At 65.8% G+C, this 26,070-nt stretch carries 26 protein-coding genes; 9 read left to right on the top strand and 17 right to left on the bottom strand.

Annotated features, from left to right (window positions below):
- From ACREPD_RS11680 to ACREPD_RS11640, 9 genes are all read right to left on the bottom strand, one after another.
- Positions 1-440: lytic transglycosylase domain-containing protein (locus tag ACREPD_RS11680; protein ID WP_431599491.1), on the bottom strand; the 440-nt coding region annotated here is incomplete at its 3' end.
- Entirely contained in the window at positions 440-1,483 is a 1,044-nt protein-coding gene (virB11, locus tag ACREPD_RS11675) for a P-type DNA transfer ATPase VirB11 (RefSeq protein WP_431599490.1), read from the bottom strand. The genes ACREPD_RS11680 and virB11, both read right to left, overlap by 1 nt.
- A 15-nt stretch (positions 1,484-1,498) precedes the next feature.
- Complete coding sequence (locus ACREPD_RS11670; protein ID WP_431599489.1) at positions 1,499-2,758, bottom strand: TrbI/VirB10 family protein; 1,260 nt, start codon at positions 2,756-2,758, stop codon at positions 1,499-1,501.
- On the bottom strand, positions 2,755-3,534 hold the full coding sequence (locus ACREPD_RS11665) for a TrbG/VirB9 family P-type conjugative transfer protein (RefSeq protein WP_421567386.1): 780 nt from the start codon (positions 3,532-3,534) through the stop codon (positions 2,755-2,757). Before ACREPD_RS11665 ends, ACREPD_RS11670 begins: the two co-directional genes overlap by 4 nt.
- Complete coding sequence (locus ACREPD_RS11660; RefSeq protein WP_431599488.1) at positions 3,531-4,583, bottom strand: virB8 family protein; 1,053 nt, start codon at positions 4,581-4,583, stop codon at positions 3,531-3,533. The genes ACREPD_RS11665 and ACREPD_RS11660 overlap by 4 nt, the downstream gene beginning before the upstream one ends.
- A gap of 89 nt (positions 4,584-4,672) precedes the next feature.
- A complete protein-coding gene (locus tag ACREPD_RS11655) occupies positions 4,673-5,122 on the bottom strand; it encodes a hypothetical protein (RefSeq protein WP_431599487.1) in 450 nt (149 codons plus the stop codon).
- A gap of 421 nt (positions 5,123-5,543) precedes the next feature.
- A complete protein-coding gene (locus tag ACREPD_RS11650; RefSeq protein ID WP_431599486.1) occupies positions 5,544-7,217 on the bottom strand; it encodes a type IV secretory system conjugative DNA transfer family protein in 1,674 nt (557 codons plus the stop codon).
- A 36-nt stretch (positions 7,218-7,253) separates the two neighbouring features.
- Complete coding sequence (locus ACREPD_RS11645) at positions 7,254-7,508, bottom strand: hypothetical protein (protein WP_431599485.1); 255 nt, start codon at positions 7,506-7,508, stop codon at positions 7,254-7,256.
- Positions 7,509-7,663: 155 nt separating this feature from the next.
- Positions 7,664-8,290, bottom strand: coding sequence for a D-Ala-D-Ala carboxypeptidase family metallohydrolase (locus tag ACREPD_RS11640; RefSeq protein WP_431599484.1), 627 nt, complete (start codon positions 8,288-8,290; stop codon positions 7,664-7,666).
- Here ACREPD_RS11640 and ACREPD_RS11635 point away from each other — a divergent pair.
- On the top strand, positions 8,277-9,497 hold the full coding sequence (locus ACREPD_RS11635) for an MFS transporter (RefSeq protein WP_431599483.1): 1,221 nt from the start codon (positions 8,277-8,279) through the stop codon (positions 9,495-9,497). The two genes, ACREPD_RS11640 and ACREPD_RS11635, sit on opposite strands and share 14 nt — an antisense overlap.
- Positions 9,498-9,635: 138 nt before the next feature.
- A complete protein-coding gene (locus ACREPD_RS11630; RefSeq protein WP_431599482.1) occupies positions 9,636-12,338 on the top strand; it encodes a UvrD-helicase domain-containing protein in 2,703 nt (900 codons plus the stop codon).
- Here the strand turns inward: ACREPD_RS11630 and ACREPD_RS11625 are convergent.
- Positions 12,335-13,066, bottom strand: coding sequence for a helix-turn-helix domain-containing protein (locus tag ACREPD_RS11625; RefSeq protein ID WP_431599481.1), 732 nt, complete (start codon positions 13,064-13,066; stop codon positions 12,335-12,337). The genes ACREPD_RS11630 and ACREPD_RS11625 overlap by 4 nt on opposite strands.
- 223 nt (positions 13,067-13,289) lie before the next feature.
- On the opposite strand from ACREPD_RS11625, the gene ACREPD_RS11620 reads away from it, so the two are divergent.
- Genes ACREPD_RS11620 through ACREPD_RS11610 form a run of 3 tightly spaced genes read left to right on the top strand, consistent with a single transcriptional unit; the run spans position 13,290 to position 16,742 of the window.
- Positions 13,290-14,072, top strand: coding sequence for a tRNA-dependent cyclodipeptide synthase (locus tag ACREPD_RS11620; RefSeq protein ID WP_431599480.1), 783 nt, complete (start codon positions 13,290-13,292; stop codon positions 14,070-14,072).
- A 49-nt stretch (positions 14,073-14,121) separates the two neighbouring features.
- Entirely contained in the window at positions 14,122-15,366 is a 1,245-nt protein-coding gene (locus ACREPD_RS11615; RefSeq protein WP_431599479.1) for a cytochrome P450, read from the top strand.
- Positions 15,363-16,742: an MFS transporter gene (locus tag ACREPD_RS11610; protein WP_431599478.1), complete on the top strand. Its 1,380-nt coding sequence runs from the start codon at positions 15,363-15,365 to the stop codon at positions 16,740-16,742. The genes ACREPD_RS11615 and ACREPD_RS11610 overlap by 4 nt, the downstream gene beginning before the upstream one ends.
- Before the next feature lie 31 nt (positions 16,743-16,773).
- Here the strand turns inward: ACREPD_RS11610 and ACREPD_RS11605 are convergent, their stop codons facing one another.
- From ACREPD_RS11605 to ACREPD_RS11580, 6 genes are read right to left on the bottom strand one after another with little or no spacing between them, the layout of a single operon-like run.
- Positions 16,774-17,109, bottom strand: a complete 336-nt coding sequence (locus ACREPD_RS11605) for a hypothetical protein (RefSeq protein WP_431599477.1) — start codon at positions 17,107-17,109, stop codon at positions 16,774-16,776.
- Between the two features lie 37 nt (positions 17,110-17,146).
- Positions 17,147-18,907 carry a putative porin gene (locus ACREPD_RS11600; protein WP_431599476.1) on the bottom strand — a complete coding sequence of 587 codons (1,761 nt, stop codon included), beginning with the start codon at positions 18,905-18,907 and terminating at the stop codon, positions 17,147-17,149.
- A 43-nt stretch (positions 18,908-18,950) separates the two neighbouring features.
- The gene (locus tag ACREPD_RS11595) at positions 18,951-19,649 is read right to left on the bottom strand and encodes a TonB family protein (protein ID WP_431599475.1); all 699 of its coding nucleotides are present in this window, start codon (positions 19,647-19,649) and stop codon (positions 18,951-18,953) included.
- A gap of 5 nt (positions 19,650-19,654) precedes the next feature.
- Positions 19,655-20,068: an ExbD/TolR family protein gene (locus tag ACREPD_RS11590; RefSeq protein ID WP_431599474.1), complete on the bottom strand. Its 414-nt coding sequence runs from the start codon at positions 20,066-20,068 to the stop codon at positions 19,655-19,657.
- A gap of 10 nt (positions 20,069-20,078) precedes the next feature.
- Positions 20,079-21,869, bottom strand: coding sequence for a DUF2341 domain-containing protein (locus ACREPD_RS11585; protein WP_431599473.1), 1,791 nt, complete (start codon positions 21,867-21,869; stop codon positions 20,079-20,081).
- 34 nt (positions 21,870-21,903) lie between these two features.
- Positions 21,904-23,538: a ShlB/FhaC/HecB family hemolysin secretion/activation protein gene (locus ACREPD_RS11580; protein WP_431599472.1), complete on the bottom strand. Its 1,635-nt coding sequence runs from the start codon at positions 23,536-23,538 to the stop codon at positions 21,904-21,906.
- Positions 23,539-23,739: 201 nt separating this feature from the next.
- Here ACREPD_RS11580 and ACREPD_RS11575 point away from each other — a divergent pair, with 201 nt between their 5' ends.
- The gene (locus tag ACREPD_RS11575; protein WP_431599471.1) at positions 23,740-24,054 is read left to right on the top strand and encodes a hypothetical protein; all 315 of its coding nucleotides are present in this window, start codon (positions 23,740-23,742) and stop codon (positions 24,052-24,054) included.
- Between the two features lie 7 nt (positions 24,055-24,061).
- On the opposite strand, the gene ACREPD_RS11570 is transcribed toward ACREPD_RS11575, so the two are convergent.
- Positions 24,062-24,523, bottom strand: coding sequence for a hypothetical protein (locus tag ACREPD_RS11570; RefSeq protein ID WP_431599492.1), 462 nt, complete (start codon positions 24,521-24,523; stop codon positions 24,062-24,064).
- A 114-nt stretch (positions 24,524-24,637) separates the two neighbouring features.
- Between ACREPD_RS11570 and gspH the strand changes: the two genes are divergently transcribed.
- The 3 genes from gspH to ACREPD_RS11555 are packed head-to-tail and all read left to right on the top strand — an operon-like array spanning position 24,638 to position 26,057.
- A complete protein-coding gene (gene gspH, locus ACREPD_RS11565; protein WP_431599470.1) occupies positions 24,638-25,087 on the top strand; it encodes a type II secretion system minor pseudopilin GspH in 450 nt (149 codons plus the stop codon).
- Positions 25,084-25,443 (top strand): type II secretion system minor pseudopilin GspI, encoded by a 360-nt coding sequence (gene gspI / locus ACREPD_RS11560; protein WP_431599469.1) that lies wholly within the window; start codon positions 25,084-25,086, stop codon positions 25,441-25,443. The genes gspH and gspI overlap by 4 nt, the downstream gene beginning before the upstream one ends.
- Positions 25,440-26,057, top strand: a complete 618-nt coding sequence (locus ACREPD_RS11555; RefSeq protein ID WP_431599468.1) for a PulJ/GspJ family protein — start codon at positions 25,440-25,442, stop codon at positions 26,055-26,057. Before gspI ends, ACREPD_RS11555 begins: the two co-directional genes overlap by 4 nt.
- Positions 26,058-26,070: the final 13 nt, after the last annotated feature.

Below are 26,070 nucleotides of genomic sequence, written 5' to 3'. Positions count from 1 at the left end.
CGCTGGCTGCGCTGGATGGAGTCGTAGATCTTCTGCACGTAACCGTGGCGGAAGCCGGTGGTGAAGTTGCCCGAGTAGTAGCAGCTGAACGACTTGCCCCAGTCACCGCCCGAGCGCTTGTAGCACTCGGCCAGGATGCGCGAGCCGGCCACCAGGTTGTCGCACTGGCGGAAGGCCTTCTCGTACGAATCCAGGCCGTACTTGGGCAGGTTGTAGCGGTTGACCTGGGCCAGGCCGACCGAGAAGTTGTAGCCCTTCTCTTCCAGCATGCGCACGGTGGCCAGCGCCTCGTCCAGCTGCTTGGGCTGGCGCGCCAGCGCGCCGCCCACCACGCCGATGGCGTAGGGGTTGCGGGACGATTCCACGTTGATCACGTGCTGCATGACGTCCATGGGCACTGCCATGTCCTGGCAGGCAAGCATTTCGAATCCTGGAAGCATCAGTGCTGTCCTCCCTGTGCACGGCCGGGATTGAAGTCGATACCGGTGATGTAGCGCGAACCCGCATGGGCCTTGATGTGGACCACGATGTCGATGGTCATCATCAGCAGGCGCTTGATCACCTCGAACTCCAGGCCGGAACCTTCGGTGGATGCCTTCACCATCAGTGCCAGCTGGTCCCAGGTCTGCTCGGGGCTGCCTGCGTGGCAGCTGGTGATCGAACCGGGGTGGCCGGAGGCGCAGTTGCGGATGAAGTAGAACGCCTCATCGCCGCGCAGCTCGGCGAGGATGATGCGTTCGGGCTTCATGCGCAGGCACGCTTCCATGCAGCTCTTGGCGGTCACGTTGCTGGTGCTTTGCCCACCCTTGGAATACAGCAGATGCACCACGTTCGGCTGGCTGAGGAACAGCTCGCGGGCGTCCTCGATGGTGACCAGGCGCTCGCTGTCCGGAATATGGTTGACCAGCGCCTTCATGAAGGTGGTCTTGCCGCTGCCGGTGGCGCCGGACACCACGATGTTCTTGCGGTACTTCACCGCACGCCGGAAGAACTCGGCGTAATCGCGCGAAGCACGCAGCTCCACCAGCTCACGGTCCTGCTCGCTGAGGCTGCCGTCCTGCTCGAGGATCTGGTTGAAGAAGCCATCTTCGTGGTACTGGCTGAGCGTCTTGGTGTGCTTGGACGGCAGTCGGATGGTGATCGAGACCTTGCCGGCGTCGCAGGCCGGCGGAATCACGAACTGGGCGCGCTGCCCGGTCGGGAAGGTGAGCGACACCACCGGGTCAGCGTCGGTAATACGCTGGCCGGTGTTGCTTTCGTTCACCACCGCCGTGCAGAACTGCCGTGCCCGCTCGTACGTCAGGCCCGGCACATTCACCCGCTCCCACCCCGCCCGGGTTTCCAGGTACAGCTCGCCGGGACGGTTGATGCAGATTTCCGTCACGTCCGGCGAGCTCATGTACTCGGCAATTCCCAGCACTTCGTACTGATAGCGCAGGAAATCACTGGAGACTTGGGCGATGGGGGCCACTTCTGCGTCCATGGTCAGGTCACTTCGTTACCGGCTACGCAGCACTTGGCTGAAGTCGACATCCTTGGCGACATACACGTTGATGCGCGTACCCTGGTTGATGGTCACGGTCGGCGGACGACGCTGGCTCAGCGCTTCACCGGCCAGACGTTCCATCTGGCGCGCGGTCGCGCTTTCATACGGTGACTGCACCGCCAAGCCGCTGCCCGTAATGGTCGTGCTCTCCGGGCCATGTTCAGCCGCGGCGTACTTGAAGGCGTCGGCCAGCAGGCTGATCATCAGCGCCGAGGCGATGCGGCTGCCCCAATGCGCGGAGTACTGACCCGGCATGCCGGCGCCACCCAGGCCATCGATACCCGGGCTGGACATGGCCACGTCGATGCCGTTGGGCGTGGTGACACGGTCCCAGATCACTTCCACGCGGTCGCCGATCGGGCCGCCACCGTAGGAACCGTAGATTTTGGAACCCTTGGGCAGCAGCAGCGTGCGGCCGTTGATGGAGTACACCGGCTCGGTCAGCAGGCACGAGGTGTACCCGGCGAAGTCGCTGATGATGCGGGTTTCCAGGATGCAGCGCAGGTAGGTACCGCGCACCAGCAGCGCATCCGGCGAACGGATGAACGACGCGCTGGACACATCATCCACGTCAGGACCACGACGCACGCGCTCCGGCGCAGCCGGCTGACCGCCGTTGCTGGCCTGGATGGCGGCCATCATCATCTTGCTGTAGTCATCGTTCGGGTTGGTCTGGCCCGACCCGTCGCCATTGCCTACGCCGGCGCCTCCGCTGATACGACGGTCCAGCAGGGTCGGGCCGCGGTCGACTTCGCGTTCCGGCGGCGGCGGCATCATCGCAGCCATGCGGCTGGCGCGGGTGTCTTCTTCTGGCAGCGGCGGCAGCATGGGAATGGGCTGCACATCGCTCGGCAGCGGCGGCGTGTTGGCATCCGGACCCAGGCGCGGCAGCTCAGGCGCCGAGGCACGGGTGGTTTCAGCCTGGCGCTTGGCCGGCTCGTCGCCGCTGTTCTTGCGGAACAGCAGGAAGCCCATGGCCACCAGCAGCACCAAGATGCCGCCCATAAAGGCGAGCGCCTTGCGGTTCAGCCGCTGCTCTTCGGCGGAGCGCAGCTGCGGGGCGCCGGCATCCAGATCCGGTGCCTGCGCGGCCTGGGCATTGCCGAAGTACGGGTTGGAGGGGTCTACCCCGCCCTGGCCGACGCCGTATTCGCGCTGGCCGTCGTCTCGCGTGTCGTTCGGGTCATTGCCCGGAGTGTTGTGCTGGCTCATTTCTTCACGTTCCTTCGCAGGCCGACAACGTTATCGCCATGGCGCACCACCAGATACGGGTAGGTGCCGTGGACGATGAGGGTGTTGCCTTCCACAGTGGTATTGACCACGTATTCCTCACCGTACTCTTCATCGCGACCAAATACGGCCGGGAAGATGCCGGTCTTGTACTCGGGGGAGTTCGGCAGCTTCACGTAGGTAAAGCGGCTGTCGTCATAGACGTTGACCGGGATCAACCAGCCCATCTTCTTGGCGCGACGGGTGGAATAGGAGTAATCGAAGTTGTACTGGCGGTCCTTGGCCAGCTCCGTGCTCAGCAGCGGCTTGGCCTCTTCCTGCACCGCCGTCTGGGCGACGCCGAATTCGGTGTCACTGGGATAGGTGAAAGCGATCTTGTACTGCACGCCGGCGCGGCGGGCCTGTTCCAGCTGACGCCAGTCCGTGGCGACCACCTTCAGTTCGAAGATGTACGAATGGGTCTCGGTGCGCACCATCATGTTGGTGTCGACGTCGACGTTCTTCGGCTTGAGATAGAACACGTTCTCGCGACGGGTCAGCTCCCAGCCGGTGCTGAAGCCGGTGCTGTAGTCCAGGATCTTCTCGTTCGGGCTCAATTCGATCTGGGTGGTCAGACCCAGGCCGGTGCGCACGGGATAGATGCGGTCCTGCTCGTATTCGTAGTGATCCACTGCCTGTGCAGACGCACCTGCGGAGAACATCAACGACAGCATCGACACGACGGCCAATGCTCCTCCTTGTACCTTTCGACTACTCATCGGGTGCTTGCTCCATCAGCAGTTCCGGTGGAATTTCCTTGAGCCGGCCTCATGGCCGGTTGCCCGGGCATCGGCTGCCCTTGCATCTGTTGTCCCTGGCCCGGCTGTGCCGGATAGGCGCCCTGCGGTGCCTGCTGCCCCGGGTAGGGTTGTCCCTGCGCCGGCTGCCCCTGCGGGTAGCCCTGCGGCGCCGCGACCGGCTGGCCGGTGACCGGGTCGATCGCAGGTGCGGCGGCGGCGGCTTGGGCGGCGGCGTATGCAGCGTCCTGGGCCTGATCGGACTGCTGCCGCAGGGCAGCGTCGTCCGGGCCCGGGATGCCACGGGAATAATCGTTGTCCACGCGGTACTCGAACACTTCCATGCCGAGCGGGTTGAGGATGCGTTCCTGCTCGGACAGGGCCAGCTTGCCGTCGTAGCGGAAGCGCAGCGTCACCAGCTGGTTGTCCAGGTAATTGGTGGTGCTCTTGATCTTGTCGTAGATGCTGCGCTGGATGCGCACCGACGCGCCGCGGAAGCCGCCGTTGGGCTGGGCTTCCAGCGGGGTGATGCTGAGGATCTTCACCCGGATGGCGCGCTCCTTGCCGTACAGCACGATCGGGCTCTGCGGGTTGTTGCCCGCATAGCGCGCGCGCACCGCGTCGCTGACCGGCTTGCTGGACATCACGTGCACCAGCTGCCAGTCGCGCAGGCCCATCACGGCGAAGTCGTACGACTCGCGCGCCATGACGTACTGGGCCACGTTGCTGCGGTTGATCGCATCGCTGGCGGTGATGTTCTGCCCTTCGAAGTTGCCGGTCAGCCTGGCCACCGTGGCCGTACCGCTGTAGGCATCGGCCATCACCAGGAACGGCACCTTTTCCTTCAACGGCAGCATGTAGTAATAGCCACCGGCCAGGGCCAGCGACATCACCAGCGATGAACCCGCCACCCACCAGGCACGGCGCTCGCTGCGGCGTGCGAGGTCGGCCACCGTGACCTCGTAGCTCACCGCTTTCGCGACGGCCTGGTCCACTCTCGGGCTGTTGCCTGCGTCCTTCTTTCGGAACATGGAATTCATCCGTACTGCTGGAATATCAATGGGCGCGATACCCCGGCGGCACGCGCCGGGAACACCGCGGTTGCCTGATGCCTACCCGATCAGCTTCCGCTGGAGGCGTCGGCGCTACCGGACGAGGCGGTGGACGGAGACGCCACCTGCACCACGATCTGGTTGCCGACGATGGAGATCGACACGCCCTGCCCTGCATACGCGGAGCTGAGGTCGATCACCGCCTGCTGCGGATTGGTCGTGACGATCTTGGCCACCGCGCCGTACAGCGTGTAATCCGAGGTGATGCGGTAATCCAGCGTCATCCCGGAATCCTTGGCCCAGCGTTCAAGCATGGACTTCAAGGTGCCGTCCATGGGCGAGGCCTGGTACACGTAGCTGGAGTACAGCGGAATTTCCATGGTGGTGCTGGCGAAACGATTCACCGGCTTCCAACGACCACCGAAATTCGGTGCGGGCTTGGTTGCGCAACCGGCCAGCAGCACCACGGCGGCGATGATGGCAACGGTGCAACCCTTTGACAGAAACGCTTGCTTCATACGGACTTCCCTATGACGTACGGAATAGCGGCTTTTAACCCGGAAATGACGGCAACGCACCGACCCGTCGCAGCCTGTTGTCAGGCACGACGAACCAACGTTGGATGCAAGCTGCAACACCTTTCACTGGTGCAACCGGGCCCCCGCCCCGTCTGGTGTGTAGACGCCCCGAACGCGTGTTCGGCCCCTGCGCCTGCACCCCTCAACCCGAGAAAAGCCATCCTTGTTCCTCTTGGTGTACTTCAGTGCATGTCTTCCAGCACTGTTCTCAACAACAAATTCATGACGTATGGAACGTCCATCACAAATACGATGACACAATTTCGCGTCAAATCAACGTCAAACGTGACGAATTTTTAACGTTCACACACACTCACCCGCAATTTTTTTGACGCACGTCACACGTTTTCACGCGAAACGCTTACAGATCCAACATCGGCACTGCGGTCTTCGGCAGCAGCCGCGACGTGAAATAACGATCCTGGTAGTACTTGATCTTGTCGCACTTGACCGGGTGCGGAATGCCTTCGTACAGGAACACCTCGTGGTCGTTGCCCATGGCCTTGAGTTCCTGCGGCAGCATCAGTGCGCGCCGCTCCTCGGTGAAGCTGTGGGTCTTCTCACGCGCATGGGTCACGTTCTTCTTGCGCACGGTGGTGTAGCCGAGCATTTCCGAATAGTCGTTGGCGTCCTGCTGCTCGCGTGGCGCGTACAGGATCTGCAGGGCGTGGTTGGTGATGATGGTGCGCGACACATCCTTGCCGTAGGTGGCGTCGAGCTGGGCCATACTCTGGATGATCGGCAGCAGGCGCACGTTGTAGCCGGCCATGTAGGACACGGCCGAGGCGATGATGTCGACCTTGCCGATGGCGGTGAATTCGTCCATCAACAGCAGGCACTGGTACTTCAGGTCCGGATTGGACTTGGGCAGTTCCTTGGTGTTGAGGTTGATGATCTGGCTGAAGAACAGGTTGATGATCAGGCGGCTCTCGGCCAGCTTGTTGGGCTGGATGCCGATGTAGATCGTCATCTTCTTCTTGCGCAGGTCGGTGAGCAGGAAGTCGTTGGCGCTGGTGGCCTTGTCCAGCACCGGGTTGATCCAGGCGTTCAGCGGCTCCTTGAACGTGCCCATGATCGAGGCGAAGGTCTCATCGGCCTGCGACAGCATGTTGGCGAACGCCGAACGCGCGTTGCCGCTGAGGAACTTCTGCTCCGACAATGCCTTGAGATACTTCTTGAGGTCGCTGCCGTCGCCGGTGGACAGCCGGTAGATCGCGCCCAGCGTCGGCGTGCCCTGCCCGCCCGGGAAGCCCATGCGGCGTTCGTCGTCCCAGTTCTCGAACAGGTACAGCGCGAAGGCCATGAACGCATTGCGGGCCTGGCTGATCCAGAACTTCTGGTCGTCCGAACCGTCCGGATACAGCATCGCGGCGATGCTCATCAGCTCCGAGACACGGAATGCCTGGTCGTCGGAGACGTAGCTGAGCGGATTCCAGCGATGGGTGCGGCGGTCTTCGGCGAACGGATTGAACAGGAATACCTCGTGGCCCTGGCCGGCGCGCCAGCCACTGGTGAGGTCGAAGTTCTCCTGCTTGATGTCCAGCACCACGATGGATTCGCCATACTCGAGCAGGTTCGGAATCACCACGCCCACGCCTTTGCCCGAGCGGGTCGGTGCGGCCAGGATCACGAACTGCTGGCCACTCAGCCGAACGAGCTTGCCGCCGAAGCTGCCCACCACGATGCCGTTGTCGGACTTCTTGAACAGGCCGTGCTTGGCCAGGTCCGAGGCGGCCGCGAAGCGCGCATCACCGTGCAGCGACTTCTTCTTGGGCTTGAACATGAGAAACAGCACCACCAGGCAGAGCAGTGCCGGCAGCCCGAAGCCCACGGCACCTGCGGCCTTGATCTTGGTCAGGTACGGCGCGACCGCCGGCTGATCCATGGCCTGGATGTACTGGTAATAGGTGTTCCAGCTGAACAACCCGGTGTCCAGACGCAGGAACAGCAGGGTGAGATACCCGGCGAGGCAGTAGCCGACAAGCGCGGTCAACAGGACGACGACAGCGGTGACAACAATCTTCTGCGTGGACAAACCCAATCCTCCATGACGCGCCCCAAGGCGCTACGTCTAGCGTCTGCGCCGTCGTGGCAGCGGACGCGTCTCTGTCGTTTCGTCGCTCAAGCGAACCGCCTTTTCCTCTTCGAGCAGCTCCAACCAGTACGCGTGCGCTTGTTCAAGCGACAGTACATCGGTCAGCCGCGTTCCGTCAGAGTCAAAAACGGCGTAGCCCACCACATCGGCCGGGCTGTAGACCGGCGAAGTAGTAAGAGCAACCAGTTGAAACCTGCCTTCCACCCGCAATGCATGAGGGTACTCGACCATCACGCACGCTCCCCGGATGACGTCAGTGGCCCGCATGCTAATGCACGAAGCGCTCGCTGCCAATAAGAAATTCCTGACAATACAAGTGTGTAGACGCATGTATCGTGTGAATGGTGCGCGTGGTGGGACAATGGAACGCGATCGCGATCAATGCATCACATCACGCCCTGCAAGTAGCGTGTACGCCCTTCGCGCCGCACCGCGATGAGTTGCTGACGACGCTGCAGCGGTCCGTAGGACACATGGACCCACTGCCCAAATTCCTCGATGAGCTGATCGAACGGCAGGCCGAGCGCGACAATGCGTCGCGCCAACGCCATCGCTGACATGCCGCTGACATGGATGTCGGCCGCCTGCCCGGATCGATGCTGGCTGCTGGGCACGCCACCCACCGCGCGGTTGACCGCCGTCGAGCGAAAGCCCGATGTCACCCGCACCGGTTGACCGAGCGCGTCACGCAAGGGCTGCAGCACATGCTCGGCCAACGCGAGCAGCGCGGCACGCTCGCTGCGGTTGGGCACGTTCGGCAACCCGGTGGTCGTGCGGGTCAATTCGTCGAGGGTGAAGTTGGCCGTGAGCTGCATCAGCGGGCGGGCATTGGAGGGAACCCCAGCGTGCATCCCGGCCCGCTGCACGGCGTGAAATGCCGCCTCAGCCGGCAGTTCCCCCTGCGGACCACAGCATTCCAGACGAAATTGGGCCTGATTAAGCTGAATGGTGCACCGCAGCAGTACAATTGCCGGCCGTGTTCCGATCCATTGCCGCCCGATGAGCCCCACCACCCTTCCCCTGGCCGCCCGCCTGACCGCGCGCGAGCGCACGCTGATCATCCTGGCCCTGTCGCTGGGCGGCTTTGCCATTGGCACCAGCGAGTTCGCCAGCATGGGGCTGATGCTGGAGATCAGCCGCGGACTCTCGATCAGCGAAACCCAGGTGGGGCACCTGATCAGCGCCTACGCCGTGGGCGTGGTGGTCGGGGCCCCGGTCCTGGCCTTCGCCGGCGCCGGCTATGCACGCCGTACGCTGCTGCTGGGCCTGATGGGCTTCTATGCGGTCGGCAACCTGGCCAGCGCGCTGGCGCCGGACTACACCACCATGCTCATTGCCCGCTTCGTGGCCGGCCTGCCGCACGGTGCCTACTTCGGCGTGGCGATGCTGGTGGCCGCGGCCATCAGCCCGCCGGCCCAGCGCGGCGCGGCGATGTCCAAGGTGCTGCTGGGCCTGTCGGTCGCCATTCTGGTCGGCAATCCGCTCACCACCTGGCTCGGCCAGCAGCTGAGCTGGCGTACCGCCTTCGCGCTGGTCAGCGTGCTGGCCATTGCCACGGTGCTGATGATCGCGCGCTTCCTGCTGCCCGATCCCAACGAGGTGCGCACCTCACCGATGCGCGAACTGCGTGCCTTCAACCGCCCGCAGGTGTGGCTGGCGCTGGCGATCGGCTCGATTGGTTTCGCCGGCATGTTCTGTGTGTTCACCTACCTCGCGCCGACGCTGGTGCAGGTGACCGGCCTGGCAGAATCGTGGATGCCGGTGGCCGTGGGCATCTTCGGTGTCGGTGCGATCATCGGCAACGTTGCCGGTGGCTGGCTGGTGGACCGCTTCCAGTTCCGCGCCGCCGGCCTGGTGCTGGTGTGGTCGATCGCGGTGCTGCTGGTCTACCCGCTGGCGGCCACCTCGGTGTGGAGCATCTTCCCGATGATCATCGCGGTGGGCACCATGGGCGCGTTGGCCGCCGTGCTGCAGACCCGCCTGATGGACGTGGCCGGCGAGGCACAGACGCTGGCCGCCGCCTCCAACCATGCCGCCTTCAATACGGCCAATGCGTTGGGCCCGTGGTTCGGCGGCATGGCCATCGGCGCCGGCTTCAGCCCGGCCGTGACCGGCTATGTCGGCGCGGCCACCGCACTGGGCGGCCTGCTGCTGTGGGGCGTGGCCGTGCTGGTGGAACGGCAGTCGCGCACGAATGCCGCGGTGGCCTGCGATCGCTGAGCGACGCCGATAGCCACAACCTGAAGAGACCCCGCCCCGGCGGGGTTTTTTCGTTTGGTTTTTCCTATCATGACGCCCTGATCGTTTCATCGGCGCGCGACCCGCGCCGCCGCCCTGCCCGCATTCCTGGATGTAGTGATGACGCACGACTGGTCCCCTTCCCCCTGGGGCCGCCGCCTCTCGCGTTCGCCGGACTGGCGCCTGCGTCGCCTGGATGATCGTTTCGAGCTGACCGTCGACGACCAGGTCTACACGCTGGCCATTGCCGCGTCAGACGCGTGGCGCCTGCAGCGCGGACCGGTGTGGAGCACGCTGCGCATTGCCACCGAAGACGGCGACCTGCAGCTCGGCGGACTACCGAATGCACAGGCAGACGCGCTGCACGCGCTATGGTCGGCCAGCGCCCAGGCACTTCAACAGGACCGCCAGCTGGCCGATGCCAATGAAGCACTGGCACAGCTCCGCGACTGGCTGCTCCAGGCCGACACCGTGCTGGAGCGCGCCGACGCACAGCGGCGCTGGCTCACCCTTGAGCAGCAGCAGACGCTGCTGCTGCAGCGCCCCACCCTGCCGCTGGATGACGAGGCCCTGTGGGCGGTGTTCGACGACCCGGCGCTTCGCCCGCAACTCGACGGCGAAGCCTCGGAGATCGAGCACGATCTGCTGCGCTGGTCAGACGATTGGTCCGCGCTGTGGGCGGCGCGCAACGAGGCGCACCTGCAGCACGAGCGATGCGATGCCGCCGACCTGCTCGACCGCGTCGAGCGCCAGCCGCTGACGGTGGAGCAGGCGCGCGCGGTGATCTGCTTCGACAGCCGCATGCTGGTGGTGGCCGCGGCGGGCTCGGGCAAGACGTCCACGATGGTGGCCAAGGCCGCCTACGCCATTGATCGCGGCCTGGCTGCCGCCGACCAGATCGTCATGCTCGCCTTCAACAAGGAAGCGGCCACGGAGCTGCAGCAGCGCACCGACGCCGCGTTCCAGCGGCTGGGCATGGCCGCCGAGGGCGTGCAGGCGCGCACCTTCCATGCGCTGGGGCGGCAGATCATCGGCAAGGTGACCGGCCGCATGCCCGAGGTACCTGGCTGGGCGGTGGATGCGACGCAGGGCTTCCATCAGCTGGCCGACATCATCGACCGGCTCAAGGACCGCTCCCTGCACTTCCGCACGCAGTGGGACCTGTTCCGGCTGGTGTTCGGCCGGGACCTGCCGATGCAGGGCGAAGCGCCCGTCGCCGACGGCTGGGACAGCGAGGGCAACCGCTACGTGCGCACGCTGCGTGGCGAGCGGGTACGCAACATCGAAGAGTGCGTGATTGCGAACTGGCTGTTCTACAACGGCGTGGACTACACCTATGGAGCCCACCCCACGCTGGACACCACCACCGACACCTTCAACCCGGGCGGCGCCGACTTCTTCTATCCGGGCACCGCGCTGTACCACCGCCACCGGCTGGACGCGGAGGCCGATGGCACCGCCCCCGTTCGAGACCGCTCCGCCACTCACCTCGACACCCATTCGCAGCAGCTGCGCAGCGGCGCGCTGTTCGAGGTGCTGGGCGACGCGCTGTCGCGTCACGGGCTGACGCTGGACCCGCACCCCGACCGCGAACTGCCCGACGACGGCGCCAAGCCGATGCCGGACACCGAGCTGATCGGCCTGGTGCGCACCTTCATGAGCCATGCCAAGAGCAACGGCCTGGGCGTGACCGACATGGCCGAGCGCCTGCGGCAGTTTCCCGAAGACCGCTTCAAGCACCGCTACCGCCTGTTCCTGGAACTGGCCACGCCGATCCTGCATGCCTGGGACGACGCACTGGCCGCCGAGAACGCGATCGACTTCGAGGACATGCTCAACCAGGCGGCGGAGTACCTGGAAAGCGGTCGCTATGCTTCGCCCTACCTGCTGGTGATGGCCGACGAGTTCCAGGACGCCTCACGCGCCCGCGCGCGGCTGTGCCGGGCGCTGGTGCAGGCACCCGGCCGCCACCTGTTCGCGGTGGGCGACGACTGGCAGTCGATCAACCGGTTCGCCGGGGCCGATGTGAGTGTGATGACCGGATTCAACGAGACCTTTGGTCCGGCCCAGGTGATGCACCTGGAGCAGACCTTCCGCTGCCCGCAGGCCTTGTGCGATGCCTCCAGCCGCTTCGTGTCGAAGAACCCGGCGCAGATCGCCAAACAGGTGCGTTCACTCGCCCCTGTCCACGGGCCGGTATTGCAGGCCTTCCAGGTGGCCACGCGCGACCGGTTGCAGGACGCCATCTACCAGTATCTGCAGCGGCTGCAGCAGCAACTGCAGAGCGGCGCGATCCCGGCGGGCAGGAACGGCAAGCTGTCCGTCTTCGTGCTGGGCCGCTACAACGCCGACCGTGCGTACCTGCCCGCGCATTGGGCGTCACGTTTCGGCGCGCACCTGGAGCTGAGCTTCCACACCGCGCACCGTTCCAAGGGCGCCGAGGCGGACATCGTCATCCTGCCGGCGATGCTGGAACGCAGCTTCCCCAGCGCCCGCGCCGATGATCCGGTGCTGGGTCTGGCCATGCCCCACGCCGACACCTTCCCACTCGGTGAGGAGCGCCGCCTGTTCTATGTGGTGCTGACCCGCGCGCGACGTTCGGTGGCGATGTTCACCGTGCAGGGCAAGCGCTCGCCATTCCTCAGTGAGCTGGTCCACGACGGCGCGCTCAGCGTGACGGCGATCAACGGCGAGCCGATCCGCGAGCAGGCCTGTCCCGCCTGCGATGGCGGGGTGATCGTGCAGCGTAGTGGGCCGTATGGCGAGTTCTCGTCGTGCTCGGGGTATCCGCGCTGCCAGTACAAGCCCAAGAGCGGCGGCTAGCGTTGCCGCCCCAGCACCTTGCTGGGTGGCAGCCCAAGCAGCTGCGTGACCATGTAAGAGAATGAGCTGACGCTGCTGTAGCCGAGATCCATGGCAATGTGGCTGACGGACGATCCCTCTGCCGCCAAGGCAAACGCGCGCGCCAGCAGGACCTGCTTGCGCCATCCTGCAAAGCTGCACCCCAGCTCTGACTGGAACAGACGATTGATCGTGCTCACACTGGCACCCGCGCTGCGGGCGACCTCAGCGAGAGCACGATCCTGCCGGGCGTCGGCCAGGAAGGCCTCGCACACTGAACGCAACCGCTTGTCCTCAGGCATTGAAATGCCTAATGCGATACGCGGCGCCGTGCGCAACTCGATCATCACCAGCTCGACCACGTTTGCATAGCGCTCCGACGGCAGCGCGCCATGCTCGTCCTCGCAGATCGCCTTCACCAGCTCACGCAGCAGCGGTCGCACCTGGAGCACCTGGCAGACCTTCCAGCCGCCTTGATCCTGCCTGCCACCGGGATCGGTCAGCAGGTGCACCGCGATCAGCGTTGCCTCCTGCGCCACAACCGCCAGGTGCAACGTTCCGGCAGGAATCCAGACCGCGCTCCATGGAGGAACGGTGAACATCTTGCGGTCGGCCTGCACCCGAACGGTCCCGTGCTCCGAGAAGACCATCTGCGCCCAGGGGTGACTGTGAACCTGAACTTCAGTCTGCGCCGAATGCGTTCGCACCACGCATCGAATCGGGAATTCCCTACTGGGAGAAAAAGGATCTCCTGATTGCGGTTCGATTCGGCGTCTTGTCGATCCTCTGCTTGACATGATTTCGACAACAAACGCGACGTTGTGGATAGCACACGCTATCACGCGCCCCTATTCTCCTCCCGCGCTCTGCTCCACGTTTCCAGCAATACGCGATGGAAATGCAGATGCCTGCTCGCCATCAGGAAAACCATCAATGCAATCCGCCGCACCCATTCTCGATCTCTCCATCGCCATGCCTAACAAACAGCAACCAGCTTGCTTTGCACTGTCTGTTCGCGGGCACTCCGTCCGCTGCACCGAAGTCATTGCGCGGCGCGACCATGTTCTCATCGGGATCAGCCCATTCAATTCCCGCTTCTCACCGGACTACGTCGCGTCGCTGCTTGCATGGGCCAGCACCAGCTTCCAGCGCGTCGATGTATTGCTCCCGGACGAAGAGAGTGCTGCGCTGCTGCTCATCGCTGCAGGGACGCCGCTCACAAAAGCGCTCCGCAAGACACGCAAAGAGTTGAATCGGCATCGGCGCTCGCTGAGAAAGATACTGGACGGAATGGGCGAGGCACTGTCGAGGACGCGGATCATCGAGTTCGCTGACTATTTCTGCAACGAGCGCTACAGACAAATGAAAGCACTTGCGCAGGATGCCTTTGAGAACTGCGCCGAGTTTCGAACCGCCTGCCTTGAAATGTCTAACCACGTATTGAACCGGCGCAATCAGGCGCCGGATTCACTTCCCACGGCGCCAGATCCGGCTGAGGCGGCACTGGTCGCCGCGCCCTACATCCTCGCGGAAATTCCTTTCTACCTCTGCAGTGCGGACTTGCTTGACACAGCCAGCTCCGTACTGGCGTATCACCGCCCCTGGCCCATTGGCGAGGCGCTGCTGTCGGGTGCATTTCCGCTAAGCGTTGATGGACGGCAAGGGCACGGCATCGTTTCGATTGACGCGCCAATCGCTTCCGACCTGTTCCGCTGACCAATCCTGTTCACCGGCGCGCCACCCCACGCACCTCGAAGGCATTCCAATGCGCAACATCATCGAGTTCGACGCCATGGATCCAGCATTCCAGCGCGATCCCATCCCCATGTTCGAGCGCCTGCACGCCGCCGACGCCATGCTTCTGGACCCGGCCATCGACGCCTACTTCCTTGGACGCCACGAAGACGTTGCCCAGGCGCTTCGCTCGGACGTGTTTACGACAGCGCCATTGGCAGAAAGCGCTCAACCCATGATGGGGGATCGAGTTCTGGCTCAGATGGAGGGACAGGAGCATAAGGCGAAGCGCGGCCTGGTCCTCTCTGCGTTCAGTGGTCGATCCAACCGCGAGCGCCATGCACAGATCATCGCGCGGGTAACGTCGGCGCTGCTCGCGGAGTCTTTGCGGCGTGGGCGCTTGGACCTGATCAACGACTTCGGAAAGGCTTACAGCATGCTGGTCACGCTGGAAGCCTTGGGGCTGCCCACGGACAGGTATCTGGACGTCATTGCATGGCACAGCGGTGTGGCTACATTTGTCACCAGCCTTAGGCTCACGGAGGCACAAAGGCTGCACAGCGTTGCGTGCAGCCAGGCATTCATTGCGTACCTGACGCCGCTGGTCGAGGACTTGAGGGGCAGCAGCCGCGACGGTCTGATCCCATTGCTTTGCAATCCGGCCGCGGGAGGTGGCATGACCACCCCGGAAACAGTCGCGTTGGTACTCAACGTGGTGCTGGCCGCCGCCGAGCCAAGCGACAAGGCCCTCGCGTACCTCTTTCATCATCTTGTTTCCTGCCCAACGCTGCTCGACAGGGTGAGGAATGATCGTCATCTGCTTGCTCCCGCCATTGCCGAGACGCTCCGGATCTCTTCGCCAGTACAACTGATACCCAGACAGATCAACGATGACGCGACTGTTGGCGGAGTACGCCTGGCCGCTGGCACGCGCGTGTTCTGCATGCCGGGGGCGGCCAATCGGGATCCCTCTGTCTTCCGCGATCCAACGACGTTCGACATCAACAGACGAAAGGCAGCGCAGCAGGCACCCATTGGCGGCGCAGCCTCGATGCACTTCGCATTCGGCACAGGCACGCATATGTGCGTGGGGGCGGCGTTCTCACTGATGCAGCTCGAGTTGACAGCCAACATTCTGTTGGACCACCTGCGAGATCTTCGAACTCCGCCGGGATTCATGCTCGAGGAGGAAGGGTTCTACACCCGGGGCCCGGTGGCCATGCCACTTGAGTTTGCCCCGTATGACGGTGCAGTGCCCCTGGGGCCGCGCACGTGAGCACCGCGAAAGGTACACCAGACGAACCGCTCGCTCCGGTAGATCGCCCCCTTGTCCATGCGCTGATGCTTGGCGCGGTGCTTCCGTTGTTGGACGCCACCCTGCTCAACATTGCGCTGCTGGACATTGGGTACGCACTGGGCGCTCCGCTGTCGCAGATGCAATGGGTGATCACCGCGTATACCCTCGCTGCCGCTACCGCCGTGCCGCTATCCGCGTGGCTCTGCGGTCGCATGGGCGCCAGGTCGGTGTGGCTGGCCGGACTCTGGCTGTTTCTTGCCGGCGCCTGCCTATGTGCGGTCGCCCGGACAGCCGAGATGCTCATCCTCTCCAGAGCACTGCAGGGCAACGCAACCGGCATCATGCTTCCGACGATGCAGACTATCGTGGTCACAGCCCTGGGCCAGCGCAAGACCCGTGGTGCCTTGTCCACCATGTCCATTCCTTCCGTGCTTGTACCTGTCCTGGGCCCATTGGTGGGTGGTGCCTCGCTGCTGCTGGTCGACTGGAGAGTGATCTTCTGGGCGCATGTTCCCATTGGACTTCTGGCCTTGCACCTGACCTGCCGAGCGATACCGGACATCCGGGACAGCCATCGCACCGATCTTGATATGACAGGCTTCGTGCTGCTCGGGCTGGGCTTGGTTTGCTGTGTCTACAGCTTATCGACAGCGGCTGGCACTACAGGATCGTCATGGGTCTCCGGGCTGGTGGGATTCGCCGCACTGCTCGCCTTTCTGGTGCATGCCTGGCGAACGCCGGGCAATGCAATTCTGGACATTCGGCTATACGCGCACGTTCCGTTCCGGCGTTCCTGTGGCCTGCTGTTTCTCTCCAGCGTGGGGTACTACGGCGGGCTGTTCCTGTTCCCCCTGTATCTGACCCAGCTCGGTCACCATGGGTTGGGCATGACCGGCCTGCTGCTGGCGCTGCACGGCGTCGGCATGCTCGTCGCCCGCCAGCTGCTTCCCATGGCCGCGCGCCACTGCGGCGACCTGCGCGTTGCACAGAGCTGCGTGCTGCTGGCAGTCCTGGGCTCTCTCCTGCTGCTACCACCCTGGGTCGACGATCTTCCGCTCATGACGGTGGGCATGGTGTTGCGCGGCGCGGGAATTGGCGTCCTGACCATCCTGTCCATGTCCAGTGCTTACGGGGGCCTGGTAGGCCCTCAGGTCGCGCAGGCAAGCTCACTGACGCGGGTGGTTACCTTGCTGGGTGCCGCGATAGGCGCGGCGCTGGTCGCCATGCTATGCGGATCTTCCAGCAGCGCTTCCCCCGGCTCCACGGGGGGCTATGCAAGCGCACATGTGCTGCTGACGGTGGCGCTGGTGCTGTGCGGCGCCGCCTGCCCCGTGCCTCAGCGCGCTGCCGCGTGACCAAGACCGACGGCGCGACGCATTGACCACGTCAACGCGGATGCCTCGGATGGATGATGGTGCGCTCGCGCATCCGTGCGTACTCGCGCTCGGAGCGGTCCACATCTTCGGGCTGGTAGCCTGCAGCGGCCAGCATCTCCCGCGTGGCCGCCGCGGCCACCGGGTCGTCCTCGCGCTGGCGCCAGCAGCGGGCCGGCAGGAAGTAGCCGACCTCGCTGCGCCCGCGCATGATCACCACCGGCCGGCCGGCGTACAGCAGGAACTCGGCCAGGTGCTGGCGCAGGTTCTGTACCGACACATACGCGGGCCCCTCGCCTGGCGACGGGTCCTGTGCCACCACGCTCTCGAACAGTTTTCGGCGATTCATCCTTCCCTCCCGTGGTGCGATGGTGGCCGCTGCCGGCTCAGAAGCCGGTATTGAACTCCAGCTGGAACACGTCGATGGCCAGCGGCGGCCCGAACACTTCCTTGGCCGCCATCCACTTGCCGCTGATCCAGCTGCGCTGGTCGAACGCATACGCACCGCCGACGTAGTAGCCACGCGCGTTGGTGCCGCCCAGATGGAAGTTCGGGTCGTTGTACGCATCGGGCAGCGCATCCGGCTCGATCCGCTTGTAGCCCAGCAGCGCCTGCCATTGGCCCTTCTGCTTCAGGTCGACGGCGCCGAAGGTCGCCTGCAGCATCCAGGCGGTGTCGCCGCTGCGGAACGTGTCCGCCGTGGTCGCGCCACCATTGCCGAAGTTGTTGACGATGCCGCCATTGGCGCGGGCGAACATGGCGTTGCGGTCGTAGGCCAGGTTACGGATGTAGTCCGCCTCCAGGCGCATGTTGAGCGTGTAGCTCAACGCCGTGTCCCAGCGCAGGTTCACGTCGGCCAGCCGGAACGGCGACGCCAGGCCCACATACTGCGGCGTGGGCGTATTGGCCGGGTCCAGCGGATTCAGGGCGATGTCACGGATGAGCATCAGGGTGTTGCCCTTCTGCATGAACGCCGGGCGCGACCAGTCGGTGTCGCAGCCGGCGGCGCCCGCGTACAGCAGGCACGGCGAGGACACCTTGCCGCTGACGTTCTTGTAGTCGTAGTAGGCCACGGCCGCGCGCAGCGTGTTCTGCTCGTTGAAGCGCCAGTCCGCGCCGACCTGTGCACCACTAAGCCACTTGTTCTCGTTGGGGGTCTTCACCTGGCTCTGGCTGGGCGAATTGTCGGAGGTGTACTCCAGCGGCACTACCGCCAGGGTGCCGAACACCGACAGCGAACCCGAATTCAACCAGGGCGTGACGAAGTTCGCCGCCAGACCGTCGACATTGAGGTCCGTGGAGAACAGCGTGTCGCTGGACCAGAACGGATTGCCGAAGCGGCCGCCCCTGATCGTGGCCCAATACGTGGGGGCATAGGAGAGCCACGCCTGGTCCAGCCAGAGGTCCTTCTTCTCCAGGCCACCGCCGAGCTGCTCGGTGGTGGACACCGGGCCGCTGTTGCTGCCGCTGGCCAGGCGTACGCCGGCGCGGGTGTTTTCACTGATGTCGGCCTCCACCCCCAACCGGGCGCGGATGCGCCACAGGTTGCGGCGGTCCTGGCGGGTGTTGCGCAGCGGCGGCAGCCCCAGGTTGGTGTTCGGGTTGGTGTCGTAGCCGCTGCCGTTGTTGATCGCCGCCCAGTCGATCTCGATATCGCTGTTGCTGTCCGAATAGAAGCGCGATTCACTGCGGACGCGCATGTCGCCGCTCACCTTGATCCGCTTGGTCCAGTCGGCCACCTCGTGGGGTGCGGCCCACCCCTCCTGCTGTGCCTGGGTCAACACCTCGGTGCGGACTTCGTCGCGGATGCCATCGCGCACGTGCTGCGGGATATAAGGAACGCGCACGTCGCCGGGTTCCAGCGCCACGCCGCCGGTGCTTGCAGCGGCGGGCGCGGCACTGGCGGTGGTGCGTGCCGAGCTCGCTTCGGCTGCCTCGGCCTGCGCCTGCAGCAGCAGGGCCTGGCCGTCTTCGGCGCGCAGCGCGCCGCTGGCGATCAGGCCGCGGATCAGCTTGACCATGGTGGTTTCCTCGGCGGCCATGGCCCCCGCCGGTGCACCCATCGCCAACAGTACGGCACAGCACAGCAGCGCCCGTCGCAGGGGGCGCGGGGGGATCGCGTTCGGAGTGCGGTTGCGGATGTTCATCACGGATCTCGCTGCAAAGGGAAAACAGGGAAGTCGACGGAAATCAGGCACCGGGGCGGCGCCCCTGGACCAGCACGCGCGCCGGGAAGGTCAGCGATGCCGGCGGTCGTTGGTCCACCTGGCCCAGCTGGCGCAGCGCTTCCACGACGGCCGCATCGGCCTGGTCGTTGCCGCTGCCACGGTTGAGTTCGACCCGGGTGATGCGGCCATCCGGCGACATCCACACGTCGACCTGCAGCCGGAACGCCAGCTTCTTCAGCCGGTCATCGCGCGCGATGGCCTGCTGCATCACGTAGCCCAGGTAGCGGCCGTAGCTCGCATTGCCGGCGCCGCCGGGACCGGTGCCACTCATGCCACCGCCGCTGCCGGAACGGATACCGAAGTTGTCGGTGCCGGCCTGTGCGTCGGTATCCATGCTGACCGGGTCGGCCGTGTCGGGCGTCGGTTGCGGCTCCTCGGCGGGAACCGGCTCGACCGTATCGGGCTCGGGCACCGTCTCTTCCGGCGGCGTCTCGGGTTCCGGTGGAGGTTCCGGCGGCGGTGGCGGCGGTGGGGGCGGCGGCGGCAAGGCGAGCATCTGCGGCGGCGTCACCGGTCGGCGGGTGCTGGCGGTGTCCTTGATCAGCAGCCACCCGAGCAGTCCGGCCAGCAGCAGGAACGCGAGGACGCACAGCACGGCGGTGACCAGCCACGGCTTGCGCCCGGGTGGTCGGCCAGTCTCGGGGGAGCGGGTGCCGGGCATCGGGGTTATCCCTGCACCTTGCCGGTCACCAGGCCCACCTGGCTCAGCTCGATCCGGCGCAGCAGGTCGAGCACTTCGACCACGCGTGCGTACTGCACCTGGGCATCGCCGCGCACGATCACCGGGAAGTCGGGGTTGGTCGCCTTCTCGGTGCGCAGGCGGTCTTCCAGCTCGGCCAGGCTGACCGGATAGGCGTCAAGGAACACCTGTCCGTTGGTGTCGATCGTGATCGCCTTGGTCTTGGGCTTCTCCAGCGCGGTGCTGTTGCTCGCCTTGGGCAGGTTGACCTCGATCCCGGGGATGCTGGCGTTGCTGGTGAGGATGAAGATCACCAGCACCACGAGCAGCACGTCGACGAACGGGGTGACGTTGATCCCCTTCTCGCGCTTCTTGATGCCGAACCGTTTTGTCCTGGCCATGACGCGGACCTCAGGCCGTGACCGGGCGCGCGGCGGCGTCCGGTGCACTGCGGTCGAATTCTTCGGCCAGGCGCGCGGTGAACTCGTCGACGAATACGGACATGTCCGCGGCAATGGCTTCGGCACGCGCCGCCAGCCAGTTGTAGCCGAACAGCGCCGGGATGGCGACGCCAAGCCCCGCGGCCGTGCACAGCAGTGCGGCGGCCATGCCGGGCGCGACCGAATTGATGTCCACCGCCCCTGCCATCGCCGCGACCACGAACACCAGCATGATGCCGATGACCGTGCCGAACAGGCCGATGTAGGGCGCCCCTTCGATGGTGGTGGACAGCCAGTTCATGCGCCGCGACATGCGTTCGGATTCGCGGGTGACCTCGGCATCCATCGACGCGCGGATCGAGGTGATTGCTGCCGCGGTGAGGCCGTGATGGTGCGAGCCGCGGCCGTCCATCTCCTCCATCGCGATGCGATACAGCCGCCACAGCGAAGAGTGTTCACGGATGCGCGGCGGTAGCGTGCCGGTGCGCTCCAGTTCCTGCAGCGAGGCGACCGGCGCACCGGCGACCTTGCGGTACTGCACAGTGAAAGCGTCGTTGGCGGTGGCCACGGTGCCGAAGTAGCGGCTCTTGGCAATCATGATCGTCCACGACAGCAGCAGCATCAGGCCCAGCAGGAACACCACCACCCAGGCATCCACCGGCATCGCCTTGAGGATGAAGCCGAAATGGCTCTGGCCCGTGGTCTGTTCATCGGCTCCGTAGCTGGCCAGGCGGGCGTCCCCGCCCTGGCTTGCGGCGTCGGCCTGCAGCAGCGCCGGCGAGCGTGCCACCCGTGACAGCCGCACTTCGTCGATGGCACCGTCGAAATTCGCCAGCGGCGCCGCGGCGCCCGCGGCGTCCGCACCGATCACCGGTGCGCTGTTGAGCGCCGGCAGGCTGCCGGCCAGCTGTGCCACCTCGCGACCGTTGAGGTACAGGCGCAGCGTGCCGTCGGCGGCCGTCACGGCAAGGTGCGCCCACTGGCCTTCAGGAATCGGCTGGCCCAGTGTGCTGCGCTGGCCATTGAGCTGCACGAACGGGGCGCGGTCGGCAATGCCGATCAGCAGCTCGCCCTCGCCCTCACGACGGCTGTAGATGGCCTGGGCGCCGGTCGCGGCCGCCGGCTTGATCCAGGCGGAGAAGGTGAACGGCGCGCCCGCCGCCTGCGCCAGCGATGCGCTGGCCGGCAGCGGCAGCGCCGCGGCGCCCAGCTGCGCGCCGCGCCCGATCACGGCGCCCTCGGCCGCCGGGACCACGGCGCCTGCGCTGTTGCCGTAAGCGGTGGTGTCGCGTGCCGGGGCGTTGGCATCGGCGAAGTGGTAGACCAGCGTGTAGTCCGGGTCGAAGACCTGCTGGCCGTTGCTGCTGGCCGGTGCATTCTTGTTGCCGTAGTACATCCAGATGGTCTGCGGCGCGCCGGCCGCCAGCGCCGGCACATCGACCCAGACCAGCGCCATGCCCAACTTCGGGTCGAACTGCTCGACCTGGTGGTTCAGCACGGTGCGCCCGTCGGCGGACAGGAAGCGCAGGTCCTTGCCGCCGTCGGCAACACCATCGAAGGCGAAGTTGCCGGTATGCAGGCGCAGCAGCACCGGGCTCCGGCCCGGATCAGCGGCCAGGCCGGCGCCCTGCGGGCCGGCATCCAGCGTGATCGGCTTGCGGTAGGGCCACTCGGCCTGCCACCAGTCGGCGTCGGCGGCGGTGGCCGGCAGCGCAACCAGCGCGGCCAGCAACAGCAGCAGTCGAGGAAGTAAACGGGCCATGCGCAATCTCCGGTTCGACGCGTGCACGCGTCGGTCAATAGCTGGTGCTGAGGTTGAAGTTGAAACGCGGGTCGTCCTTGGACGTGGTCGGCCCATCGCTGTAGGGGTAGCCATAATCCAGGCGCAGTTGCAGGTGGTCGCCGAAGCGCAGCGACGCGCCGATGCCGAACGAGGCCAGGTTGTACTTGTCTTCCTGCTCGGGCAGCGGCTTTCGAAGGCGCAGGTAGGCGGCATCGGCGAACGCGTACAGGCGCGCGTCCAGCCAGGTGCCGGCACGCAGCGCCGGGGTGCGCCATTCCAGGTTGGCCAGCGCGCCGTAGTCGCCGATGGCTTCGGCCGACAGGTAACCGCGCACCGTGTACATGCCGCCTGCCGCGTACTGTTCGGCCGACACCAGCGGCGCATCGGTCATCTGCAGGGACGCGCGCGCATACCACTGCCAGTCGCTGGCGAAGGTATGGGTGTTGGCGGCCTCGCCCTTGAGCACCACGAAACTGGGATCGGCGCGGTAGCGCTTCTGGTCGAAGTCGGCGGTGTCGCTGCCGTAGCCGAACAGGCGGCGCGTGCCGACCACCAGCTGCGCATTGAAGCTGGTCACGTCCGTGTCGCCCTGGCGCACGCCGGTGATTCCCAGCGTGATCGGCGCGTACTTCAGGGGCGTGACCATGCTTTCGTCGCCCAGCCGGGTGTCTTCCTTCGTATCCTTGAAATCCACGCCGACGCTGAGCTGGCGCCACCAGGCGGCACTGCCCTCCAGCAGGTAGGTCAGCTTCAGGCCCAGCGAATGTCCATCGCCGAGCACGCTGGTACCGCCGCCCGCCGCACCCTGCCCGCCTACGTTCAGCACCTGGCTGTCGGAGGTGTAGCCGTTGAACTCCAGGCCCCACGGGGTGCCCTCGAACGGCGCCACGTAGCTGGCAGAGATCACCCTCGCCTGGTCGGTGTCCTGCGGCGCGGTATACACGCTCAGGGTGGCGCTGTGGCCGATTCCCCATAGGTTGTCGTGACCGATGGATGCGCTCAGGCGCAGGTCTTCGGTATCGGCGCTGTGGTCGTTGTTCAACGCCGCGCTGGCACGCCACGGTGAGCGCTCCTCCACCTGCAGATCCACGTCCATCGTGCCCGCCACCGTGCCCTCCTTCACCACCGGCATCACCTGCCGGCGACCACTGCGGTTGAGCGCGGACAACTCGGTCTGCGCGGCGTTGAAGTCCGGCACCTGGCCTTCGGCGAGCGCGGGGACCTGGTTGCGGATGCGCTCGGGCGATTTGCCGGTCGCGCCAACCACACGCAGCTGGCCGATCGGGGTCTGGTTGACCTTGAGCAGGACAACACCGCCGCTGACCTGCTGTTCGGGCAGTTCCACGAACACCGACTGGTAGCCGGCCTTCTGGTACAGCTCGGACAGCGCATCGCGTGCGCGCTCCACGTCCTCCATGGTCTTTTCCGGGCCGAGGAACGGGGTTACCGCCGCTTCGATCTGGCGCATGTCCAGCACGGTGTTGCCGCGCACGACATACTCGTTGATGGTGACCTTGGCCGGCACCGGCGCATCCTGCCCGGCCTGCTGCGCGACAGCCAGCAACGGCGACAGCAGCAACGCCACAGCCGCCGACAGGCGTCCGCTGGGCGGTAGAACGAAGGCGGAACGGCGCAGTCGGGAAGTCATCAGAGGGCATCGCGTCGCAACAGGGGAGCGGAAAGCGCGGTGAAGCACGCCGGTTCCTCTTCAGGACGTGTACGGCACGTCAAAGCCGCCATCGAATTTTCCAGAGGTGCGGAGAACAACTGCGGCGTCGCACGACGCGATGGCGCTTTCGCTGCGCGACATCCGTCTTTGAGGAAGAGAGCGGAAATCCCGGAGTTCGCCGTGCACACCCTGCTTTTTCTCACCGCGCTGGCCGCCGCTGCAGGCGATGCGCCCCGCGCACCGGCCAAGGCGACACCCACTCCGGCCGCGGCCTGCATCGAGGTGGAAGTGAATGGCGAAACGGTGCGCCCGTGGGCCTGCCTGCAGGCGCGGCTCACGCCGCCCGCTGCGACTCGACCGGTGCCGGTGTCAGAGGCGGAGCGACTTTCGCGTGAGCCCGGCAACCGGCTGCTGCAATACAACCTGGAAGGCACGCGGCAGCGCATGGGCAATGCCTTGGGCACCTCCGTGGTGCCGCAGCGGCCGGCGCGATGAGCGCGGATCAGCGCGTTGTCGCGGCGTCGGCGCGCACGATGCCCTGCCCGGCCAGCGGTGGAAGCGCGGGGACCGGCAACGCGCGCAATTGCCCGGCCTGCTCGAGGGTGACCACCTCCGCCCCGATCTCGGCCACCCGCGTGGAGGGCCCCAGACGCTGCCCGGTGGCGTACGCCTGCGCCGGTGCGCCATCCACGGACAACAACGCGAGCGGCGCGTGGCTGCCCGCCAGCACGCCCAGTACCTGCACGTCTGTCGCGACTGCGCCCGGCGACAGCACGCGCACCAGCGGGGCAACCAGCGCCGGGGCCACCGGCTGTGCGCGGCTTGCGCCGCGCCGGACCTGGATGCCCTCGACCTCCACGGCCGGCACGGTCAACTGCCAGGCCCAGTATCCCGACACAGCGACCAGCAGCGCGGCGGCCAGCGCGGTTAACAGTCGATTGCGATCCCAATGGCGCACGTCCATGCGGCTTCCCTTGCGTAGCGGGCTGGGCACGACGCTAGCAGGCCTAGCTGACGCTTTTGTTTCATCAAGCCCCGCTACGCTCGGCCGGACAGGTCATCGCAGGATGCCAGGCTGATGCATCACCGCCGCGCACATGGTTTCACCCTGATGGAACTGATGGTGGTGCTGGTGATCATCGGCATCTGCACGGCCGGGATCGGCCTGGGCATGGGCACCCTGCTCGATCCGCAGCGCAAGTTGCGGCAGGACGCCTTGCAGCTCGCGCAGCGTCTCCAGGTCGCGCGGGACGACGCCCGCATCGATGGCCGCACCCTCCGCTGGCAGGCCGATGCACAGGGCTATTCCTTCAGCCGCCGCGACGGTGGGCGTTGGGTGGTGCTGCAGCGCGACGACGAGCTGCGCCCGCGCCACTGGCAGGCCATTGAGGTCGCGGTGCGACCGCGCGACGGCATCGAATTGAGTCCGGAATGGATCGGCACGCCGTGGGAGCTCGAGCTCAGCGCCGGCGCGCAGCACCTGCGCATCACCGACGATGGCAACGGCCAGCTCCAGGTGCAGCCATGAGCCGGCGCGCAGGCGGGTTCACCCTGATCGAAGTGTTGATCGCATTGGCGATCGTCGCCGTGGCGTTGGCCGCCGTGATGCGCGCGGTCTCTGTCGCCACCGACGACCAGGCGCGCATCCGCGACCGTCGCCTCGCCTTGATCTGCGTGCAGAACCGCTGGGAAGAGCTGCGATTGAACGCGTACCCCCTGCAGGACGCACGCTGGACATGCGAACAGGGCCGCAGCCGTTTCCTGGGCCTGCAGCGGATCGAGCAGCGCAACGGTGAGCGCCTGGTGGAGTTGGCGATCTACCTGGAGCAACAACCCGACAAACGGTTGATCGTGGTACGCAATCCGTGGAGCACAACACAATGATGCGCCGGCAACAGGGCTTCACCCTGATCGAGGTGATGATCGCCATCACGGTCATGGCACTGCTGAGCGTCATCTGCTGGCGGGCGCTGGACAGCGTGGACGACAGCGACCAGCGGCTGCGTGCGAGCGATGCGGAAACCACCGCATCGCTGCGGATCCTGCAGCAGCTGCAACGCGATATCGAGATGCGGGCCGACGCCGAACTGCAGCGCGGTGCCCCGCTGCCGGCCGACACACCGCAGCGGTTGCTGCCGCCGTCGATGATCAGCGCACGCGATCCGGGCGGCAATGTCTCGTTGGAGATCACCCGCAGCGTGGGCAGTGACGGGGCACGCTGGCAACGGGTGCGCTGGTTCCAGCAGGGACGCACGCTACGCCGAGCCAGTGGCGCCCCCGGCACGGGATTTCCCCTGCCGGCGCCGGCAGCAGCGGGCGCGGTGGTGGTCGCCGGTGACCTGAAGCGCTTCGATGTGCAGGCGTGGGAACCCGGCAACGGTTGGCGCACGTTACCGGTCCCGGGTGACACCCTGCCCGCACAGGGTGTGCGGGTCACGGTGGAGGTGGAGGATGGACGCGGGCCGCGGCGCTATGTGCGGGTACTCGCGTTGCAGTGAGGCCCGACACAGA

It is taken from the genome of Stenotrophomonas sp., from assembly GCF_050737075.1.
Classification (GTDB): domain Bacteria; phylum Pseudomonadota; class Gammaproteobacteria; order Xanthomonadales; family Xanthomonadaceae; genus Stenotrophomonas.
This window is presented reverse-complemented; position numbering and strand designations above follow the sequence as displayed.

Bases quoted from the DNA above. Each gene is read 5' to 3' on its own strand.
- ACREPD_RS11635 (WP_431599483.1), top strand. From the start codon at position 8,277: ATGAGCCCCACCACCCTTCCCCTGGCCGCCCGCCTGACCGCGCGCGAG.
- ACREPD_RS11620 (WP_431599480.1), top strand. From the start codon at position 13,290: ATGCAATCCGCCGCACCCATTCTCGATCTCTCCATCGCCATGCCTAAC.
- gspI (WP_431599469.1), top strand. From the start codon at position 25,084: ATGAGCCGGCGCGCAGGCGGGTTCACCCTGATCGAAGTGTTGATCGCA.
- ACREPD_RS11645 (WP_431599485.1), bottom strand. From the start codon at position 7,508: ATGGTCGAGTACCCTCATGCATTGCGGGTGGAAGGCAGGTTTCAACTG.
- ACREPD_RS11595 (WP_431599475.1), bottom strand. From the start codon at position 19,649: ATGCCCGGCACCCGCTCCCCCGAGACTGGCCGACCACCCGGGCGCAAG.
- ACREPD_RS11615 (WP_431599479.1), top strand. From the start codon at position 14,122: ATGCGCAACATCATCGAGTTCGACGCCATGGATCCAGCATTCCAGCGC.
- ACREPD_RS11555 (WP_431599468.1), top strand. From the start codon at position 25,440: ATGATGCGCCGGCAACAGGGCTTCACCCTGATCGAGGTGATGATCGCC.
- ACREPD_RS11570 (WP_431599492.1), bottom strand. From the start codon at position 24,523: ATGGACGTGCGCCATTGGGATCGCAATCGACTGTTAACCGCGCTGGCC.
- ACREPD_RS11585 (WP_431599473.1), bottom strand. From the start codon at position 21,869: ATGGCCCGTTTACTTCCTCGACTGCTGCTGTTGCTGGCCGCGCTGGTT.
- ACREPD_RS11630 (WP_431599482.1), top strand. From the start codon at position 9,636: ATGACGCACGACTGGTCCCCTTCCCCCTGGGGCCGCCGCCTCTCGCGT.
- ACREPD_RS11590 (WP_431599474.1), bottom strand. From the start codon at position 20,068: ATGGCCAGGACAAAACGGTTCGGCATCAAGAAGCGCGAGAAGGGGATC.
- ACREPD_RS11600 (WP_431599476.1), bottom strand. From the start codon at position 18,907: ATGAACATCCGCAACCGCACTCCGAACGCGATCCCCCCGCGCCCCCTG.
- virB11 (WP_431599490.1), bottom strand. From the start codon at position 1,483: ATGGACGCAGAAGTGGCCCCCATCGCCCAAGTCTCCAGTGATTTCCTG.
- ACREPD_RS11580 (WP_431599472.1), bottom strand. From the start codon at position 23,538: ATGACTTCCCGACTGCGCCGTTCCGCCTTCGTTCTACCGCCCAGCGGA.
- ACREPD_RS11605 (WP_431599477.1), bottom strand. From the start codon at position 17,109: ATGAATCGCCGAAAACTGTTCGAGAGCGTGGTGGCACAGGACCCGTCG.
- ACREPD_RS11655 (WP_431599487.1), bottom strand. From the start codon at position 5,122: ATGAAGCAAGCGTTTCTGTCAAAGGGTTGCACCGTTGCCATCATCGCC.
- gspH (WP_431599470.1), top strand. From the start codon at position 24,638: ATGCATCACCGCCGCGCACATGGTTTCACCCTGATGGAACTGATGGTG.
- ACREPD_RS11660 (WP_431599488.1), bottom strand. From the start codon at position 4,583: ATGTTCCGAAAGAAGGACGCAGGCAACAGCCCGAGAGTGGACCAGGCC.
- ACREPD_RS11665 (WP_421567386.1), bottom strand. From the start codon at position 3,534: ATGAGTAGTCGAAAGGTACAAGGAGGAGCATTGGCCGTCGTGTCGATG.
- ACREPD_RS11670 (WP_431599489.1), bottom strand. From the start codon at position 2,758: ATGAGCCAGCACAACACTCCGGGCAATGACCCGAACGACACGCGAGAC.